At 30.9% G+C, this 19,558-nt stretch carries 21 protein-coding genes; 14 read left to right on the forward strand and 7 right to left on the reverse strand.

Annotated elements, in window-relative coordinates:
* The first annotated feature begins 6 nt into the window (after positions 1–6).
* Genes AWE51_RS22250 through AWE51_RS22260 form a run of 3 tightly spaced genes read left to right on the forward strand, consistent with a single transcriptional unit; the run spans position 7 to position 1,439 of the window.
* Positions 7–306: a 2TM domain-containing protein gene (locus AWE51_RS22250; protein WP_066318435.1), complete on the forward strand. Its 300-nt coding sequence runs from the start codon at positions 7–9 to the stop codon at positions 304–306.
* A gap of 18 nt (positions 307–324) precedes the next feature.
* Positions 325–639: a 2TM domain-containing protein gene (locus AWE51_RS22255; protein ID WP_066318442.1), complete on the forward strand. Its 315-nt coding sequence runs from the start codon at positions 325–327 to the stop codon at positions 637–639.
* A 44-nt stretch (positions 640–683) separates the two neighbouring features.
* Entirely contained in the window at positions 684–1,439 is a 756-nt protein-coding gene (locus AWE51_RS22260; RefSeq protein ID WP_066318443.1) for a LytR/AlgR family response regulator transcription factor, read from the forward strand.
* An 80-nt stretch (positions 1,440–1,519) separates the two neighbouring features.
* Here AWE51_RS22260 and AWE51_RS22265 read toward each other — a convergent pair whose 3' ends face one another.
* From AWE51_RS22265 to AWE51_RS22275, 3 genes are all read right to left on the reverse strand, one after another.
* Positions 1,520–2,902, reverse strand: coding sequence for a beta-propeller fold lactonase family protein (locus AWE51_RS22265; RefSeq protein WP_066318444.1), 1,383 nt, complete (start codon positions 2,900–2,902; stop codon positions 1,520–1,522).
* 431 nt (positions 2,903–3,333) lie between these two features.
* Positions 3,334–4,137 carry a lysophospholipid acyltransferase family protein gene (locus AWE51_RS22270; RefSeq protein ID WP_066318445.1) on the reverse strand — a complete coding sequence of 268 codons (804 nt, stop codon included), beginning with the start codon at positions 4,135–4,137 and terminating at the stop codon, positions 3,334–3,336.
* Positions 4,138–4,384: 247 nt separating this feature from the next.
* A complete protein-coding gene (locus AWE51_RS22275) occupies positions 4,385–4,984 on the reverse strand; it encodes an NUDIX hydrolase (protein ID WP_232517433.1) in 600 nt (199 codons plus the stop codon).
* 38 nt (positions 4,985–5,022) lie between these two features.
* Between AWE51_RS22275 and AWE51_RS22280 the strand changes: the two genes are divergently transcribed.
* Entirely contained in the window at positions 5,023–5,772 is a 750-nt protein-coding gene (locus tag AWE51_RS22280; protein WP_066318450.1) for a peptidylprolyl isomerase, read from the forward strand.
* Positions 5,773–5,830: 58 nt separating this feature from the next.
* Here the strand turns inward: AWE51_RS22280 and AWE51_RS26710 are convergent, their stop codons facing one another.
* Together AWE51_RS26710 and AWE51_RS22285 are read right to left on the reverse strand one after the other, a co-directional pair.
* On the reverse strand, positions 5,831–5,992 hold the full coding sequence (locus AWE51_RS26710; protein WP_157766197.1) for a hypothetical protein: 162 nt from the start codon (positions 5,990–5,992) through the stop codon (positions 5,831–5,833).
* Positions 5,993–6,098: 106 nt separating this feature from the next.
* Complete coding sequence (locus AWE51_RS22285) at positions 6,099–6,824, reverse strand: RDD family protein (RefSeq protein WP_066318455.1); 726 nt, start codon at positions 6,822–6,824, stop codon at positions 6,099–6,101.
* Between the two features lie 40 nt (positions 6,825–6,864).
* Here AWE51_RS22285 and AWE51_RS22290 point away from each other — a divergent pair, with 40 nt between their 5' ends.
* From AWE51_RS22290 to AWE51_RS22315, 6 genes are read left to right on the forward strand one after another with little or no spacing between them, the layout of a single operon-like run.
* Positions 6,865–7,848, forward strand: a complete 984-nt coding sequence (locus tag AWE51_RS22290; protein ID WP_066318458.1) for a stage II sporulation protein M — start codon at positions 6,865–6,867, stop codon at positions 7,846–7,848.
* Positions 7,814–8,737 carry a glycerophosphoryl diester phosphodiesterase membrane domain-containing protein gene (locus AWE51_RS22295; RefSeq protein ID WP_066318460.1) on the forward strand — a complete coding sequence of 308 codons (924 nt, stop codon included), beginning with the start codon at positions 7,814–7,816 and terminating at the stop codon, positions 8,735–8,737. The genes AWE51_RS22290 and AWE51_RS22295 overlap by 35 nt, the downstream gene beginning before the upstream one ends.
* Positions 8,730–9,464, forward strand: coding sequence for a hypothetical protein (locus AWE51_RS22300; protein WP_066318462.1), 735 nt, complete (start codon positions 8,730–8,732; stop codon positions 9,462–9,464). The genes AWE51_RS22295 and AWE51_RS22300 overlap by 8 nt, the downstream gene beginning before the upstream one ends.
* The gene (locus AWE51_RS22305) at positions 9,457–10,644 is read left to right on the forward strand and encodes a DUF4350 domain-containing protein (protein WP_066318464.1); all 1,188 of its coding nucleotides are present in this window, start codon (positions 9,457–9,459) and stop codon (positions 10,642–10,644) included. The genes AWE51_RS22300 and AWE51_RS22305 overlap by 8 nt, the downstream gene beginning before the upstream one ends.
* Positions 10,645–10,647: 3 nt before the next feature.
* Positions 10,648–11,640 carry an AAA family ATPase gene (locus AWE51_RS22310; RefSeq protein WP_066318467.1) on the forward strand — a complete coding sequence of 331 codons (993 nt, stop codon included), beginning with the start codon at positions 10,648–10,650 and terminating at the stop codon, positions 11,638–11,640.
* Positions 11,640–12,974: a DUF58 domain-containing protein gene (locus AWE51_RS22315; protein ID WP_066318469.1), complete on the forward strand. Its 1,335-nt coding sequence runs from the start codon at positions 11,640–11,642 to the stop codon at positions 12,972–12,974. Before AWE51_RS22310 ends, AWE51_RS22315 begins: the two co-directional genes overlap by 1 nt.
* Before the next feature lie 76 nt (positions 12,975–13,050).
* Here AWE51_RS22315 and AWE51_RS22320 read toward each other — a convergent pair whose 3' ends face one another.
* Entirely contained in the window at positions 13,051–13,803 is a 753-nt protein-coding gene (locus AWE51_RS22320) for a polysaccharide lyase family 7 protein (RefSeq protein ID WP_066318471.1), read from the reverse strand.
* Positions 13,804–14,047: 244 nt separating this feature from the next.
* Here AWE51_RS22320 and AWE51_RS22325 point away from each other — a divergent pair, with 244 nt between their 5' ends.
* The 3 genes from AWE51_RS22325 (at position 14,048) to AWE51_RS22335 (ending at position 16,479) form a co-directional block, all read left to right on the forward strand.
* The gene (locus AWE51_RS22325; RefSeq protein WP_066318472.1) at positions 14,048–14,581 is read left to right on the forward strand and encodes a GNAT family N-acetyltransferase; all 534 of its coding nucleotides are present in this window, start codon (positions 14,048–14,050) and stop codon (positions 14,579–14,581) included.
* Between the two features lie 443 nt (positions 14,582–15,024).
* Positions 15,025–15,852 (forward strand): M57 family metalloprotease, encoded by an 828-nt coding sequence (locus AWE51_RS22330; RefSeq protein WP_082832566.1) that lies wholly within the window; start codon positions 15,025–15,027, stop codon positions 15,850–15,852.
* Positions 15,853–16,056: 204 nt separating this feature from the next.
* Positions 16,057–16,479, forward strand: coding sequence for a DUF2141 domain-containing protein (locus AWE51_RS22335; protein WP_066318473.1), 423 nt, complete (start codon positions 16,057–16,059; stop codon positions 16,477–16,479).
* Positions 16,480–16,580: 101 nt separating this feature from the next.
* On the opposite strand, the gene AWE51_RS22340 is transcribed toward AWE51_RS22335, so the two are convergent.
* Positions 16,581–18,083, reverse strand: coding sequence for a TlpA family protein disulfide reductase (locus tag AWE51_RS22340; protein ID WP_066318474.1), 1,503 nt, complete (start codon positions 18,081–18,083; stop codon positions 16,581–16,583).
* Between the two features lie 530 nt (positions 18,084–18,613).
* Between AWE51_RS22340 and AWE51_RS22345 the strand changes: the two genes are divergently transcribed.
* Positions 18,614–19,417, forward strand: coding sequence for a hypothetical protein (locus tag AWE51_RS22345; RefSeq protein WP_066318475.1), 804 nt, complete (start codon positions 18,614–18,616; stop codon positions 19,415–19,417).
* Positions 19,418–19,558 lie beyond the last annotated feature (141 nt).

Here is a 19,558-nt window from a genome sequence, read left to right on the forward strand (position 1 = left end):
ATTACAATGGAAAACTTTGAACAACAACGATACGAAAAAGCAAAAAAAAGAGTAGAAAGAGAAAAAGGCTTTTATACACACTTTACAATCTATTTAGCAATTAACCTGATATTACTAATTATTAATTCTAATTTTTTGAATGAAGGATTTAGTAATTTCTCACAATGGTGGTTATACATTACACCAATATCATGGGGAATAGGCCTATTGTTTCACGGGCTATCAGTTTTTGCTAAAACCCCTATATTTAATAAAAAGTGGGAAGAAAAAAAGATTAAAGAGTTAATGGATAAAGATGAGTTTTAAACTTTAAAACATGAGGTTATGAGAAATTTTGAAGAACAAAAACGATATGAGCGTGCTAAAGATCGCGTAATAGAAATAAAGAAATTTTATAATAATTTGATTTCTTATATATTAATAATTGGTTTTTTAGCAGGAGTAAATTATTATTCAAGCGGAGAAAACTGGGATCACCCTTGGTTTCTCTGGGCTGCACTGGGTTGGGGAATTGGTCTAACTATTCATGCCATAAAAGCTTTTAGAGTTAATCCTATGTTTAATAAAGATTGGGAAGAACGTAAGATTAGAAAATATATGGAAGAAGAACAAGATAATCAAAAACAACTTTGGGAATAAAACAAACCATTACTTAATTTAATAAAAACAATGCATATATACTTATGAATGTAATCATCATAGAAGACGAAAAACCAGCCGCAAGACGTCTTAACAGAATGCTTGGTGATCTTAATATTAATGTACACACCATGCTACATTCTGTACAAGAAGCTATAACATGGTTTAATACCAACAAACATCCAGATCTTATATTTCTAGATATTCAATTAAGTGATGGATTATCTTTTGAAATCTTTGACGTGATTAGTATTAAAAGTTCGATCATATTTACAACAGCCTATGATGAGTATGCGCTAAAAGCATTCAAACTAAATAGCATCGATTACCTACTTAAACCTATCGACGATGAAGAATTAGAAGCTGCGGTTATTAAATACAAGGAACAAACCCCTCAAAAACAACAAATACAGGTAGATTTTGAGGATATCAAAAAACTACTGGTTAACCCTATGGATCGTACTTATAAAAGACGATTTACAGCAAGAGTTGGACAACATCTAAAAATATTCTCTGTAGAAGATATAGAGTGTTTTTATTCTGAAAACAAAGGGACATACCTACATACCAATGATAATCGAAATTATCTAATTGACACAACTTTAGAAGCATTGGATGAAGAGTTAAATCCGCAACAGTTTTTTAGAGTTAGTCGAAAATTTTATATCAATATCAATGCTATAAAAGACATTATTTCTTATACTAATTCTAGGTTACAAATAAAACTTAATAGCTTTAATGAACAGGAAGTAATTGTAGCCCGAGAGCGTGTCAAAGATTTTAAAGCCTGGTTAGAGTAAAAATAAAAACCAAGAGGAAAAACAGCACCTCTTGGTTTTTTTGGAAAAATAATTGTTTGCGTAATTCTAACAATTCATTTTTATATAGCGACGATACCTTGAGTATTGGTATCTGGGAGATTCCCTGATTCTTCTCCAATAAACTCTAAACTTTGTCCATTAACTCTGTAGATTCCTATAGTTCCATCTAATCCAAATAATTGGTATAGAAACTGTCCGTCGTCAGAAATCCACATGTCGATCCATCCATCGGTTCTTGCAAAAGCATCCGGTCCGTTATCTGCTCCACCTGTTCCTGTTCCAACAGCAGCAGTTTGATCGATTAACTCTACTACTCCATTATCAAAACTGTATGATGCTAGACCTGCTTCGATTGCATTCGACACAAAAAATGTATTGCCATCTGAAGTAAAATCTAACCAACAAGCGGTTCTTCCTGTATTACCTTCTCCGGATCTTACATCTAAAGTGATTGGTGATAAGCTACCATCTCCCTGAATTTGCCATGTAGATACTGATCCATCTTGTAAAGCAGGAAATGCCGGAGGTGTACCATCTGGTTGAAATTCTCTTGCTTCTGTAACTACTACATAGTTATTTCCTACGATTTGAAACCCAATTGCCGAAGGAAGGTTTCTTCCTTCTGTATTGCCTCTTAATGTAGACGTTGCAGCAGCCACTTGGTTTGCTGATAACGTCCCATCTCCATTTACAGCATAAACTACAATCTCATCTTCACTACCAGAAGCTAATGCTGCTGCTCCAGAATTAATAGAAGCTACCACTAACCAATTCCCATCAGGAGAAAACTGAACTGCAGAAGGTCTGTTTGCTAAATTTCTTGTTGATCCTGCTATTGCAGATAAAGATCCGTCTTCTAATAACCAAAATCCTGTTACTGTTCCTTGTTGTTCTGGTTCGCCACCCGCTAAAAACTCTTGACGAGTAATATTAGATACATATACGATTCCCTTTACTCCATTTGCACTTCTTGCTGAGTAAGCAATACTATTTGGTCCTACTGCTCCCGTTGCTACAGGATCTCCAGCTTGTTCTAGAGAAAAATCATCCTGAATATTAAAAGAAGTTATGGTGTTACTACCTGCGTTTACCGCTAGTAAATTTTTATTATCATCTGTTTTCGTAAGCGCATATGCCGAAATAAGTGGATCTAATCCTTCTCCTCCATCATAATCACCTCCATTTCCACCAGTAAACACAGGCCCTATTGGGGTTAAAGTTCCATCTGCATTTCTACCGTAAGAAATAATTGTATTAGGCCCTTGTATATTTGTTCCTGCAACCTGTCCATCACCATTTGTCATAGCATATACTGCTCCAACAAAATCATCATTGTCTCCACCACCATCGCCCCCTCCTCCTGGGAAATCATCATCTTTACAAGAAGTATATGTGAATGCTACTGCCAAAAGTGTAAACAGACTTAGTCTTAAATTTTTCATTTTCTTTTTTTTTGAGTTTTACGTTACTGTTTAGAATACCCAATAAGTTAATTTGTATACCATTTCTAAATGTTTTCTAAAGAAAACGTTCAAAACTTATAAAGTACTTTACACATTTCTAATTTGGCCAAATAAGATATGAAGATCAAGAATGTGTGAATTTTACTATTTAGTTTTCTTGACTAAAAGTTGGTACGTAAGTGAAAGAACAACTTACAACAAAAAAAATGTTATATAAATTTTAAGAAAGAATAATAAAGAACAAAAAACATAGCTAAACTATTAATTACTAAATATTTAACCCAAACAACAAAGTTCTAAAGAAATCATAATTCATCACAAAATTTGTGATAATATTAACATTTCTATAACTAAACTGTAACAGTAATTATGTATTGCAAATGTTAGCTGTCTAACAAAAAAACAGTGGATTAGTATTCCCACTGTCTCTTTTTGTTTAGTTCTTCTTCAGCTTCTAATTCTTCTTGAGGAATTACTTTTAGGAAAGATGAATGTTGTTCGATTGCAAATTCTAATTTATTAACGATATCATCAATAGAATCATTTTCGTAATCAATATCTAAAGGTTCTTTGATCACCATTGATTGTAATATTCCACGTTTTTTTATTCGAATACCTTTTTTATCAAAAGATCTTCTAAAACCATCTATCACAATAGGAATTACAACTGGTTTATATTTTCTTATAATATGTGCCGTTCCTTTTCTAATAGGTTTAAAAGGCTTTGTAGTACCTTGAGGAAAAGTAATAACCCAACCGTCTTCTAAAGCTCTTGAAATATTGGTAATATCACTCATTTTTACTTGGCGGTTGATTTCTTTTCCTTTCTCTCTCCAAGTACGTTCTACAGTAATTGCACCTGCATAAGCCAAAATTCTTGCTAAAAGCCCTGCCTGCATAGTTTCTTTTGCAGCTACATAATACAAGTTCATTTTAGGCTGCCATAAATATCCCACGTTTTTAATAGAATCTGTACGACCGCTTAAACTAGCATTAAAAACATGAAACATAGCTACTACATCTGCAAAATAAGTTTGATGATTCGACACAAATAATACTCCACGCTCAGGAAGATCTTTAATAATTTCACTTCCTTCTATCTGAAGCTCATTAAAACCACGATAACGCCTATGCGTCATAGTTCCCATAATTCGGATGAGCCATTTTTTTAAAAATAATATATGTCCAAAAGGATTTCTCTTAAACAATCCCATAAATAAATTTAATTTGTCACTTATATATACAAAACAAGTAAACTTAATGCTTGCACAATTTGTGCATAGTTAAGGTTTTTAATAAAAAAACATTCGTGTTTTTAAATCTTTTTTTTAAAACCGAATCTCTAGACAACCTGTAACAACCTGAATAATAAATATTTTAGCATTCATTTTTAACATCCAAGAAAATTCTTGTGGGATGTGAAGAAGGTTTTAAACGAACTAATATAGTAAAGATACAAAATCATTGCACTATGGTCGTATTCAAAAACACTTTAAGTTCACTTAACATCATTGCTGTTGCACCCCAAACGACATAATTATTTAGCGTAAAAGATGGTACTTCGATGTTCTTTGCATAGGATGTGGTAAGAATTTGTGATGTTACATTATCATCATTTAGTAAATCTGTCAATTTTACTTCTATCACATCTGCCACTTCTTCTTTTTGTAATATAAAATTTGGTCTCTGCTCTACAACACCTATGAATGGAAATACCCAAAAATTAGAAGGAGGTATATATACTTTGGTTAACGCCTTTAAAACGTCTACATCATTTCTAGGAATGCCTATCTCCTCTTCTGTTTCTCTTAAAGCAGTCTCTGTATAATTTAAATCAAAAGGTTCTACTTTTCCTCCTGGTAAGGCTATTTGTCCTGAATGGACTCCTTCATATTTAGGTCTTAAAATTAAGGCTATATATGTTTCTGTTTCTTTTGGATAAAAAAGCATCATTACTGCTGCTTTCCTAGGGTTTCTTTCTTCTATATTAAAATTATTTAACTCCTTCATACGTAACTCTGGCGCCATAATAAAATGAGAAGATTCTCCCGGTACTGACATTTTCTTTATTTTTGGAATTAATTTTTTAAATGTTTCAAATGTCATTTACTCGATCTATTTTTTTATTAGCAATCTGTCTTCTGGTATTCTCTAATTGTGAAGATACACAATCTAAAAAAAATAAACAGGAAACAAAAAAAAATGAAACTAATGAATCTAAAGGCGCTACTCCTAAAAAACAACATCAAGAAAAGGGAAAGAGTTCTGATAATCAAATAGCAGAATCAGAAAAAGAACCGTTTAGACTTACTAATAAAAATCTAAAAGAATTTATGATTAACTATGGAAAAGAGAATCCTGAAACCATGGTTAGAATCAAAACTAAATATGGAGATATTGACATCCAACTTTATAACAAAACTCCTATTCATAGGGCTAATTTTATTTATCTAGTAAAAGAGAAATACTTTGATGAAACTTTTTTTTACCGGGTAGCAAAAGGATTTGTTATCCAAGGTGGTAATAGTGATCGACAGCAAATGGCCAATAAACGATTTGAAATTGGAGATTACACTATACCTCAAGAGCCTGTTAAAGGGTTAACTCATAACCGTGGGGCAGTAGCTTTATCAAAACAATGGGTAGATAACCCTTCTAACCGTTCCACTCCTTTCGAATTTTTTATTGTTATTGCAAAAAAAGGAGCGCATCATCTTGATGGAGAGCACACTATTTTTGGAAAAGTTATAAAAGGAATGAATGTAGCTGATAAAATATCTAATGTTCCTGTAGATGGTAGTGAGTGGCCCAAACAAAACATATTTATAAAAGCTGAAATTTTAAAATAATTAAGATATTTAGAACTATTAAAAAAAGAAAAAGCGGACCGAAGTCCGCTTATACTATTTAACATGGAGAAGCTATAGTTTCGCATTGGCATGTATTTCTTGTTCCTACATACCATTTTACTCTATCCTTATACGGTCCCATAGGATGCGCTAAACCTCCTTTTAACTTTGCAATTGCTGTTTTGTTTAATACTAAGTTTTTAAAATTCTTTTTCTTCATGATATAAAAATTTATGATTTATACCCTTATATCAATCAAAAGAAAAATTGTTACCCAAAAATTACAATAAAATCAATTTACTGTATGTATTGTCTACAGTAGTATCTTAAATCTTTTGCGTGTAGTAATTAAAATCTTTTAAAACAACATCTAAAAATTGTTTATCATATAGCTCTGATTTTACATCAAGAACTTCTTCTACTTTATTTCGCAATTCGGTCATCGTTCTAAAGTCGTTAGACTTTACGGCAATGCGATATGTTTCTTTAATAAGGCGAACATCCTTATCCGATAATTTAGTTACATTCAAAAATTTAGGCTGGTATTCTTCTTCTACATCTTCCAAAATAGTATGTGAAATCTTAACTTTTTGCTTTGTACTAATAACAACCGTACCTGCTGCTGCATCCCCTACTCGTTGATGCTTGTTAGAAAACAAAATACTTAAAACTCCTATAGATGCAAAAAACATCCAAATATCAACTAATCTCAACATCCACCTTATCATATAATTACTCCAATGCGCTGGTAATCCATCAACCCGAACCACTCTTGTTTTAACAATCATTTTACCTACTGTTCTACCATTAAAAATAATATGCATATACAATGAATAAAAGGATATTGGCAGAAATAATAATGATTGTATACCAAAGACTGTCCAATTATCACTAAATGCCATACCCAGTAAGCTAGTTGCAAATTCTACAATTAACAAATACAACCATAATATTGCTGCATCTATTAAAAATGAAAGCATTCTTTCTCCTATACCTACAGTTTTGTATGCTAGGTTTACATTTTGAGTAGTATTGATCGCTAAATTTGCCATTTACAAGTAAGTGATTATCTTTATCCCTAAAATTCGATAGATGCGGGAAGCAGCTTTTGTGAAGCAAAATAAGGAAAAATGGGTAGCTTTTGAAAAAGCTATAACAGAAAATTTAAAGATTAGTCCAGATCATCTTGCTGATTATTACATACAGCTAACTAATGATCTATCTTATGCCCAGACCTATTATCCAGATAGTAAGACACTTTTATACCTTAATTCTTTAGCATCGCAAGCACATCAAAAAATATATCGTAACAAAAAAGAAAACAAGAATAGAGTCGTATCCTTCTGGAAAACTGAATTCCCTTTATTTTTTTATCAGCATCAAAAAACATTATTCTACACCTTCATTATTTTTGGCGTTGCATGTTGCATAGGCATAATTTCTGCTCTTAATGATGCTTCTTTTTTACGATTGATATTAGGTGATGCTTATGTAAATGAAACATTAAGTAATATCGAAAAAGGCGATCCTACAGGAATTTATAAAAGTGGTAGTATGGTAGGATCATTTTTAGGAATTACTATCAATAATATTAGAGTAGCCTTTCTGGCTTATGCCTTTGGTGTTATAACTTCTATCGGAACTGCATATATACTTTTTAGTAACGGAATAATGCTAGGAGCCTTTATGACTTTTTTCTATAACGAAGGACTACTTTTTGAAGCTTCTAAATCTGTTTGGCTTCATGGAACAATAGAAATCTCGGTAATTGTAATAGCAGGTTGTGCTGGACTTGTAATGGGTAATAGTATTCTGTTTCCGAAGACATTCTCTAGAAGAGTTTCTTTTATGAAAGGTGCTAAAGATGGGTTAAAAATTGTAGTAAGTACAATACCCTTTTTTATTATTGCAGGATTTATCGAAGGATTTATTACAAGATATTCTAATATGCCCGTATGGCTAGCAATGTTTATTATTTTTAGCTCATTAGGACTCATTATTTTTTATTACATTATATATCCAATACTTTTAAATAAAGCGAATGAACGACAACTACATAGAATTAAAACAGCGTAGAGATCTTGGAGAAATTATTTCTACCTATTTTGATTTTCTTAAGCAAAATATAAAAAGCTTTACAAATGTATTTATAGCCTACAATGGCATATTTATTTTCTTACTATTAGGCGCAAGTTATCTCATGGTAACAGGTTTTATTGGTGTTTTTAGTAGCGAATCCGGTTTTGGTAATTCAACAGAAACAGAATCTAATTTGCTTATTGGACTTGGATTTATACTTTTCTTTATGGTTTTTATAGCTGTAGCTGCATTAAATTACAGTCTGGCATCTTCATATATTATAAGTTATAATAAAGAAAAAAAAATCATTGATAACAGAAAAGATGTTTGGTCAATAGTGATTAATAATTTAGGGCGAATCATCTTATTTATTCTTTTGCTAATTGTTATCTATATCGCATATAGTATTGTCAATTTTATTATCAGTATCATTCCTGTACTTGGATTCTTTGCCAGTGTTGTATTAAGTCTTGGGATATCATCATGGTTGGGGATATCATTTATGGTGATGCTATCTGAAAATAAAAGCCCAGGAGACGCACTAGGAGAAGGATGGGATTTGGTAAAAGACAATTTTTGGAAATGTATTGGCAGTAACTTTGTTTTAGGAATTCTTGTCGGAATATTAATTCTGTTAATCCTCACAATCCCAGGTTTTATCGTTGGCATCTATACATATCACATTGTAGAAAATGGATTTGATTTTGAAAACTCTATTGTTGCTAAAATCATATTTACCTTTGGTCTCTGTGCTTTACTCGTTGTAATGGCCTACTCGCAATCTCTGTCACAGCTTGTTAATGGTGTGCTTTACTTCTCTTTACATGAAGAAAAATATAATATTCACACTCGTGAGAAAATAGATCAAATTGGAGCTGGTGAATAAAAAATTATACTACATATTCTGTTTAGTTTGTATAACTCAAATTAGTTATTCATTTCCTGAGACTCAAGATTCGCTTGTTGTTTCAATTGATACTAGTTCATTAACTATCGATGATTTTTCTGATCATCTTAAAGAGAAATATAATGGAGATGAATTTAACTATGATACCGTAGAAGGTGAGGCTCAAAACTTTCTAGCCAGAGCTATCGATTGGTTATTTAATGGTATACGCGATATCTTTGGAATAAATGTAAACCCAGAAGTAGCAAAATTAATTGAAAACATAATCTATTTTTTATTAATTGGAGCAGCTATCTATTTTGTAATACGTGTACTTACTGGTAAAGATGCCGTATCATTTTTTAGAAACAAGGATAATATGGTAGCACCAATTAATATTAGTGAAGAACATATCGAAAATATTGACCTTAACGAGCTTATTGCTAACGCTATTTCAGAAAAAGACTATCGCTTAGCCATACGATACATGTATTTAAAAGCATTACAAGATTTATCAATTAATAAAATAATTGATTATCATTTTGAAAAAACGAATACCGATTATTCCAGAGAAATTAGTGATACTACATTAAAAAAGAATTTTAATAGAGTCTCTTATTTATATGATTATATCTGGTATGGCGAATTTGAACTAGACGAAGAAAGGTATTATAGTGCTAAAAAATCATTTGATCAATTACAAACAAAAATGAACAACCTTGGATAAAAAATCAAGAAACATATTACTATTGTTTGGGGTTGCATTATTAACCATCATTATAGTCGAAATTACAAGGCCTAAACCTATAAATTGGAAATCTAGCTACACTTCTGTAGACAAAATTCCTTTTGGTAGTTATATCCTATACAATGAACTCAAGAACTCTAAAAAGGATAAAGCCGTGCATCTAGTTTCTGAAAATCCTTATCAATTTTTAAGTGACTCTAATTACAATCAAAACTCGGCTTATTTATTTGTAAACTCTTCCTTTAATTTTGATAAAAGGTCTTATGAAAAACTTATAGAATTTATCCAACAAGGTAACGATGTCTTTATTGCCGGGCGTTCTTTCGGAAATTTCTTAAAAGATTCTTTAAAAATAGAAACAGATATTGATTATCAAATAACTGAAGAAGAAATCACACCCACTTTCTTTTCAAAATCGTTACAAAAAGATTCATTACCAACATACAAAAAAGGTGTTTACAAAAGTGTTTTTAAGAGTTTTGACACTACAAAAACTACTGTTTTAGGGCATTTTAAAAATGACGAAGAGGCTCTTAACCAAGTAAACTTTATAAAAATCTCAGAAGGAAAAGGTAATTTATTTCTAAATACGCTTCCACAGGCCTTTTCTAATTATTATATGTTAAAAGGTAACGATCATTACGCAGCCACAAGTCTTGCTTTTTTAGAAGATCAATCTGCCTTATATTGGGACGATTATCTTAAAGATGGTCGTAAAGTAATCGACTCACCTATGCGATTTGTACTTAATCAGGTACCCTTGCAATGGGCGTATTACTTGTTGATTTTTGGGTTACTCGTATTCGTGATTTTCAGAGGTAAAAGAGAACAACGTATTATTCCTGTTGTAGAACCCTTACAAAACACATCGATAGAGTTTGCTAAGACCATAGGAGATCTTTATTTTCAGCATAAAGATTACAGTGATATCATATCTAAAAAAATCACCTATTTCTTAGAAAAATTAAGGAGTCAATATTATCTAAATACCAATGAGCTAAATGCTGAGTTTATTGATAAATTAGCAGTAAAAAGTAATCACTCACTTGAGGATACGAAACGATTAATTGACTTGATTAACACATTAAAAGGAAGAGCCACTCATAGCGAGGCCGATCTAATCGAATTAAACAAAAGAATTGAAGCATTTATACTATAGATTATGGAAGAAACGAATGAAAACCCTATAGAATTTAACAGTCGAATAGATCTAAAAAATCTGCAAGATGCCGTTCAACAAATCAAAGACGAATTAAGTAAAGTTATTATCGGTCAGCATGATATGATAGAGCTTTTAATTATCTCTATTCTAGCAGATGGTCATTCTCTAATAGAAGGGGTTCCTGGAGTTGCAAAAACAGTAACTGCCAAATTACTTGCTAAAACAATGCAAGTAGATTTTAGCAGAATTCAATTTACTCCGGATTTAATGCCTAGTGACATTTTAGGGACGTCGATATTTAATGTAAAAACTTCTGAATTCGAGTTTAAAAAAGGTCCAATATTTTCTAATATTATACTAATTGACGAAATTAACCGAGCTCCTGCAAAAACACAAGCCGCAATGTTCGAAGTTATGGCAGAACGCCAAATAACTATAGACGGGATTGAAAATAAAATGCAAGCTCCATTTCTTGTGTTTGCTACACAAAACCCAATAGAACAAGAAGGTACATACGCCTTACCTGAAGCACAATTAGATCGATTTCTTTTTAAAATAAATGTGGGTTATCCATCAGTCGAGGAAGAAGTTAAAATACTTGAAGGGCACCATCACAGAAAAAGTGCCGTGGCTACCGAAATGATTAAACCTATTTTAAACGCAAAACAAATAGCTGAATATCAGGAGATCATTAAAAGTATTATTATAGAAGATAATTTATTAAAATATATTGCCTCTATTGTAAATAACACACGTAATAACGGAAACTTATATCTTGGGGCTTCGCCTAGAGCTTCAATTGCCATTATGAATGCAGCTAAAGCTATGGCCGCTATAAATGGTAGAGATTTTGTTACCCCAGATGATATCAAAAAAGTATCACCTTCTGTACTAAGACATCGAATCATACTAACTCCAGAACGCGAAATGGAAGGGTTTACTGCAGAAAAAGCAGTTATGCAAATTATAGAAACAATCGAAATACCTAGATAGTGAAAGTCTTTTTTAAAAGTTTATACTTAAAAAAAACATTCTTTACCGCATTCTTTTCAATAGCGGTATTATTCATTGTTTCCTATTTTTTTGAAGATCTATTGGGAGTTGCTAAACTATTATTCTATATTCTATTAATACTACTAGTTTTTGATATACTTCTGGTCTACAGAAATAAACTGGGTATACAAGCCAATAGGATTTTACCCGAAAAGCTATCCAATGGTGATCAAAATACGATTACACTTTCGGTAATTAATAGGTACCAATTTAAAAGTAAAGTATCTATAATTGATGAACTACCTATACAATTTCAACAAAGAAATTTTGGGATTACTGCCATATTAAAACCATCGCAAGAGCGAAAATTCACATATACTGTGCGCCCTACAGAGCGTGGAGAGTATCATTTTGGAAACCTTAATATTTTTTCTTCCTCCTTAATTGGGTTTATTGCTCGAAAGCAACAATATTCAACAGAGGCTATGGTTCCAAATTACCCCTCTTTTTTGCAGCTTAAAAAATATGAATTTGTAGCCTTTACAAATAGATTAAAATTATATGGATTAAAAAAAATAAGAAGAATAGGCCATACACTTGAGTTTGAACAAATAAAAGAATATGTATCCGGTGATGATGTACGAAATATCAATTGGAAAGCTACCGCCAAAAGAAACCATTTAATGGTTAATCAATATCAGGACGAGAAATCACAACCTATTTATTCTGTAGTTGATACAGGAAGAGTAATGAAAATGCCATTTAACGAGTTAAGCTTATTAGATTATGCTATTAATGCAACGCTGGTTATTTCTAATATTGCTATTAAAAAACAAGATAAAGCTGGAATGTTTACTTTTTCACGTAAGGTAGAAAACACTGTTGTAGCGCAACGTAGAAAAAGTCAAATGAGTCTAATACTAGAAACTTTGTATAATGTAAATACGGATTTTGCCGAGTCAGACTTTGCAAGGTTATATATTGACATTAAACGAAGTATCACACATCGAAGTTTATTATTACTATATACTAATTTTGAAACATTAGATGCTTTACACAGACAGCTCCCCTATTTACAAGCTATTGCAAAAACACATTTATTAGTTATTATTTTTTTTGAAAATACAGAACTTAAGTCTCTATTAGACATACCGGCAATAACAACGCAACAAATTTTTGAAAAAACAATAGCCGAAAAATTCGTGTACGAAAAGAAAATGATTGTTAATGAACTAAGTAAGCATCGTATACATTCTATTCTTACGGCTCCTGAAGATCTTACTATAAATACAATTAATAAATATTTAGAAATCAAAGCTAGAGGATTGTTATAGACGAATAAACAATCTATAAGTTTAGCAAAATAGAATAATTTATTTTGCTAAACTTATGAAAAGTGAATTCTAAGAATTACCAACTTATATTGGAAATTTTTGAATGTGATTGTCCACTTTTTTGATTGTAAGCACCGGTTTTCCAATAAAATTTACCATCCCAACCATTTTTTTCTACCGTAAAGCTAAAGTCTTTATCTCCTCCCTTTATTGTAACAGTACGCTTATTAAAAGTAATTTTAAATGTTCCTGATGTCCCATCTTTTAATCGATGTGTTTTATTCTTAGCACCATTCTTTGTTCGATAATCAGCTTTAAAATAGCCATTTCCTTTACTATCACCATGGTACTCTATTTTTAAAGCTGGGCCACTACCAATATCATTATGAAGCTGCATAACAGTAAATCCGCCATGTTTTTTACCCTCTCCAACAACTTGAACCTTGGCTTCAAATGTTTTTTTAGCATCTTGACTAAATCCATTTTTATACCTTAATTCAGAACGATTTGACTTACCTTTTGCTTTAAAAACCAAAACATTCTTAGAATCTCTAGAAAAACTAGCGTCATCGTGTGTGATACCTTTAAATTTTTCACTGGGTTTATTCGATTTATCTTTCGCTGGTTTCCCCATCTGTAATTTTGCTTTATCTACTGTCTTTCCTGAGACTTTAGCATTTACAGAAAGTTCACTAGATTCTGGTTCATCAATAGGGTCATCTTTAGAACAAGAAAACGCAAGCAATAAGAATGCGGAAATTAAAAAAAACAAACTCGACCTAAAGAAATTACTGTTTTCATTTTTGATTTTTACATTTTTAATCATCATTATTTAAAAGTTTTAAAAGTTAACATGTCCAATATGAACATATTTACCTCTATAACAAATAACTATGAATCCACCCTATCATAAAACTATACTAAACATTGTTAAACAATCATAAGACGCTAACGGTTGATCTTATGTTAAGTGTCTATTTATGCCACTAAAATCAATTTTTATGATCTAAATCATAATATTCATTAATTTTAAAACCATCAATTAGAAAATACTACAAAATAGATCATCAAAAATGACAAAAAAAACGGATACACAACATATCATACGAGAAGCCAAACCTAATGAATATCAAAAAATTGGAGAACTAATGGTTACTACGTATTCACAGTTAAAAGATTTTCCGAACCAACAAGAAATACCTGAATATTATAAAATGTTGACCAACATTGGTGAATTAACCAAAAAACCCAAGGCTAGGTTACTTGTTTGCGTTTCTTCTACAAATGATATAATGGGCGGTGTTGTATACTTTGGAGACATGCAATATTATGGATCAGGTGGTAGCGCTACTAAAGAAAAACAAGCAGCTGGATTTAGATTACTTGCCGTAAGTCATGATTTTAGAAAAAGAGGAATAGGCAGACTATTGACAAAAGCTTGCATCGAAATTGGAAAAACAGAGAAACAAAAGCAAATAATTATACACTCTACTAAGGCTATGCAAATAGCATGGGATATGTATGAGAAAATGGGCTTTACAAGATCTGAAGATTTAGATTTTACTGTAGACAATCTTATTGTTTTTGGGTTTAGACTTTATCTGTAGGTTTAATTGTTTTCAAAAACATAACCAGCAACCACGTTTTCTAAGTACACTATTTCTATCATTTTTAACCAAAACATTAGAATACCTTGTTAATTTAACAAAATGTAATGTTAATTTTTGTTAGTAGAAGTTAAAATTTTATTGTTAAACCTCAAGTATATTGAATGTAATCACATTCAATTTTAACATTTTTACCGTACATTTTGCAAGACAATCAAATTTGATATTTATAACTACCTAAATAATCTAAAATCAGATATATAATTCTTTTAATGTTTATTAATAAACAAATGCAATTCTATTCTCTTCTATGCTATAACAGTTTTGCAAAAAAGGTTTTACCACACCCCAAACCTCCTGTGTTTACTGGATTTTGTTAAAATTTACTTTTATTTTTTTATATACATTCGCTGCCTTAATACAAACTCTTAATATAAAAAATTATGAAAAAAAATGTTTATTACGGCTTTTTAGGATTAGCTATCGCCGGACTCGTTTCTTGTCAATCAGAACTTGAAGACGGACAGGATAACCAACAAGCATTACGTACTTCTCAAATAGAATCTTTAGGATTTAGTTCTGAAGGAATGTATAATGCTACTATGGAGGGTAAATCAGGTATCGTAGTCGAAGGTGATATATTTTTAGATGATTCTATGATTAGTAATCTTTTAGGTAATGATAAAGGTAGTAATGATGAAATTCAACAAAAACATTATGTTACTCCCAATTTGTTACCCAGAAATAGAGATGTCACTATCGATGTATATTTAGATTCTTCTTACGGGTCTAATATGGTTGCTGCATTTAATGAAGCCCTAAGTCGATATAATGAATTGAACTTAAATGTTACCTTTAGAAGAACTTTTAGAGAACGAGGATCTGATATAGCCATACTTTCAAGAAACATTCCTAATACTCCTCGAGGAGGTACTGTTTTAGGAAGAAGTGCTGGATTTCCTAGAAATAGTAGACCGGCAACACCAATCACTTTAAACTCTCGTATATTTGGTGGTACTAATGTTCCTGCCGACACACCTACTGTAATTGCACATGAAATTGGTCATGCTATTGGTTTCCGTCATACAGATTTTGCCGATCGTTCATTTAGTTGTGGTGGTGACTTTGATGCCGAAGGTAGAAGCGGCGCATTGTTTGTTCCTGGTACTCCTAGAGGTGCAGAAGCAGGTTCTTGGATGCTAGCTTGTAGTAATGGTAGTGATCGCCCATTTACAAGATCAGATAGAACTGCTTTACAGTTTGTTTACTAAAAAGCAAAACCAATATATATAATTTTAAAAAGAGTGGAAATTGTTCCACTCTTTTTTTATGTAACTCCTAATTGTGAATAGTTAATCACATTTCATCCTATTAAAACGACAACTCGGTAGTTTAGATTGGGCAAAAGCTTCGTATTTATAGACATTTGAATCATCAAAATAAAACAAATTCTATACATCAAAACTTAATATATTATGAAAACTATTGCCTTATTAATAGCATTAATGATTTCAAATTTTATTCTTCAAGCTCAAGAAGAAACCAAAGGAATAACTATTACTGTAACCGTACCAAATGTAACTAGTTCTGAAGGTGAAGTACTATTTGGCCTGTATGATGAAAGTACATTTTTAAAAGCCGCTCCTATCCAAGGTGAAAAAAGTAATATTGTAGATGGAGTAGCTACCATCACATTCAAAAACGTCCCTAAAGGAGTATTTGCGATTTCTTGTTTTCATGACAAGAATGGTAATAATAGAATGGATTTTGAAGATAATGGAATGCCTAAAGAAAACTATGGTATATCGAACAACAATATGAGTTATGGTCCCCCAGTATGGCAAGAAGCCAAATTTGAAGTGAATTCTGAAAATTTAGAAATGGAAATTAGAATGTAATATCAATTAAAAAAAAGAGGTTGCTTAAAAAAGTAACCTCTTTTTAATTTATGCTGTCAATAAATGTCAACAATGTTCTTTCTTAAGAATTTTATTAAAGTTTAGCTTTGTTCTTTTACAATACCTTTACTCACAAAAAGTTTCTTTAATCTCATATCTGAAGGTCTGGGAGCATTACTAGAAACAATATTTCCATCAGGATCTATTAGTATAAATTTTGGAATAGATTTTACAGCATATGATTTTATAAAATTAGAGTCAAAATCATGATCTGCTAAAAGTTGTATACCTCTTAATTGTTCTTTGTTTATATATTTTTTCCAAACATCACGATCTTCGATTTTATCAACCGAAATACTCACAAATTCAATAGTGCTATTTTTATATTCTTCCTCTAATTCTTTCAAATAGGGAATTTCCCTTTTACAAGGTACGCACCAAGTAGCCCAAACATCTATATATACATATTTACCTTTAAAGTCTACAAGACTACTCGTTCCTCCCAAAACATTTTCATAATTTTCAAAAACTGGTGATGGATTACCTACTTCAATCTTTTTTGCTTCTTTAATCACCTGTTCTACAACATTTATATAATTCTTGTCAACACTATTTTTTAGATAAAACTGTCTAAAATTTTCTCGAAATACTCCTGTACTTCCATTTATCCCAGTAATACTAGTTTTATAGAGATAATATTCTCTAAGAGGTGGGTAAGTAAAAGAATCTAAAATGAAAGTTTTATAATAGTATTGATTGGGTAGAAAAAACCTTTTATTTATAGTATCTGCTCTTCTATTTTTACTAGCATAGTGTCTCAACTTATTTTCTATAATGGTATTAAGCACTAAAGATTCTCCAAAAAACAATATAGAATCATTAATATTAATGTCCTTATCCACTATCGATTTTAAACTATCGATTTTCTTCTTCGGCAATTTATTTCTAAACGTTTCTTTACGAAGACTATCCATTTTTTTTCTAAACTCAGGTTGTCGCATTTCATCTCCTTTTGCTTGACTAATCATGAATTTAGCCTTCTTAAATGCGTCTTGATTAACGCCATAATTATCAGCATATGTTGTAAGTGCTAACACTGAGAATACTTCTAGCTTTTTACGTTCGGCACTAACAAAATTATTATCAAAATCAGAACTATTAAGTAGACGTTTAAGCTCTTCAATTTCTGTATGAATATCTTTTTTGTAATCCTTCAAATTCTTTTTGATAAGGTCATCAAAAGCACTTGAAGTAGTTTGGTATCTATCATAAATCAATTTTGATTTTTGTAAAAAGTTATTTTCTTCGGCACCGATACCATCAAAAAGAACCTTATCCCCTTGAATCTTCATTTTTAGATCAAAACCAGGCGAGATATAAATCACAATATCATTAATAGTGTAATACCCTTTTTTAAGACTATCGGAGCTAATGACAAATTGATTTTCTTTATTTAACAGAACTTCCTTAGAAAAGTTTCCGCGTTTATCAAAATTCACAAAATTTTGATCTATTTTTTCTATTGTACCAGCTATACTAATTTTTTCTTGACTACATGAAATTAAGCCAATAATCAAAACTAAAAACACACTTCTATAAAACATAATTTTTCTTTTTTTTAAGGCGACTAATTTAAACTAAATAATTAGTTCAAACTAATTATTTAGTTTAAAAATATTATTCACACAAAAATGCACCTCAAAAATCATCACAAACGTCACTATTATCCTCGTTAAAAGTTTTGAGAGTAATTTTAAACTCTTCTAATTTCAAACAATACAACACTACGTTTTCACAAGAACAGAATGTTAAAGAAAATTATCTAACATACATAAGGAGATACAAAATCATGCATGAGCCAACGTATGAACGAGTTATAACATTATAAATGGATAATATTTAATTTAAAAAAATACTTGTATAAAAAAGTAGGGTAAATACGTTTTAAAATGTTTTTAATTAATACAAAAAACTGTCATGATTACTTTATAATAGAGACTCAATAATAGATATAAACTAAAATAAGATAAAAGAAACTGATCAATCTATCTACTCAAATTACCTTTCAACTCTTAAATTTGCGCGCCAATAAAATTACAACTACACTCTTTTCAACCTAAAAAAACCAGACATTATGAAAACCATAGTTTTTGAATCACAAAAAACTATTCTATTAAGAATTCCTCTTATAGCAATATTGATTTTTAACACCAAAATGCTAGCGCAACAAGAAACCATAAAAACGACTCGAATAGCTAACAAATTAACAAGACTTTATAAAGAAGTGATTGCCAATGATTATCAAGTAAGAGAAACCGAAATTAACAACTTAAAACGCCTTTTAAATACCAATACTGTAAGGTTCTCTAAAAAAGAAACCATATTAATGTCGATCGTATTATCTATTGGTTTAGGTAGTTTGATAGTAGTTTATTTAAGAAAGCGAAAAAAACTAAGAGCTATAAGACATAAAAATAGAAATCAAGAACTTTCCTCTTATAATGAACATATCAAAGCAGAGCAACTTTCTGCTACACTTATTGCTCAAGAAGAAAAGATAAAAAAGTTAGCAGAGTATAATAATGAACTCTTTGAAGTAATAGAAAAGAGCGCACCTCAAGATGTAGAAAAAATAAAACAGGATATTGATCAATTGCTTAGCGATCTCAAAATAGATTCTATAATACCTCATAAAACCGAAAAACCTCAAGAGACAAAGCATAGTAGGCTGTTATATGTGTTAAAACAAAAACATCCAAGTCTTTCTAAGACAGATCTAAAACATTGTCTTTTTATATACATGCAGCTTTCACTAAAAGAAACTGCAGCATTACTTCATGTAACTATTGCAACAGTAAAAAGTGGTAGACATCGAGCAAAAAACAAAATTAATCTCAATCCTAATAGTAAACTAAGAGAATACTTAGATCAAATATGATTAATTTTATTTTTTAATTCTTATTGGTTAAAATATAAAGAGCCACTCATAAATATATACAACCCCCTATTACCCGAAAAATAATAGCATATACATCTAGAGCAACTCTTTACTATACAAACTAATTCTGTTGTGAATTAT

Origin of the sequence: Aquimarina aggregata, from assembly GCF_001632745.1 — a bacterium.
Classification (GTDB): Bacteria; Bacteroidota; Bacteroidia; order Flavobacteriales; family Flavobacteriaceae; genus Aquimarina; species Aquimarina aggregata.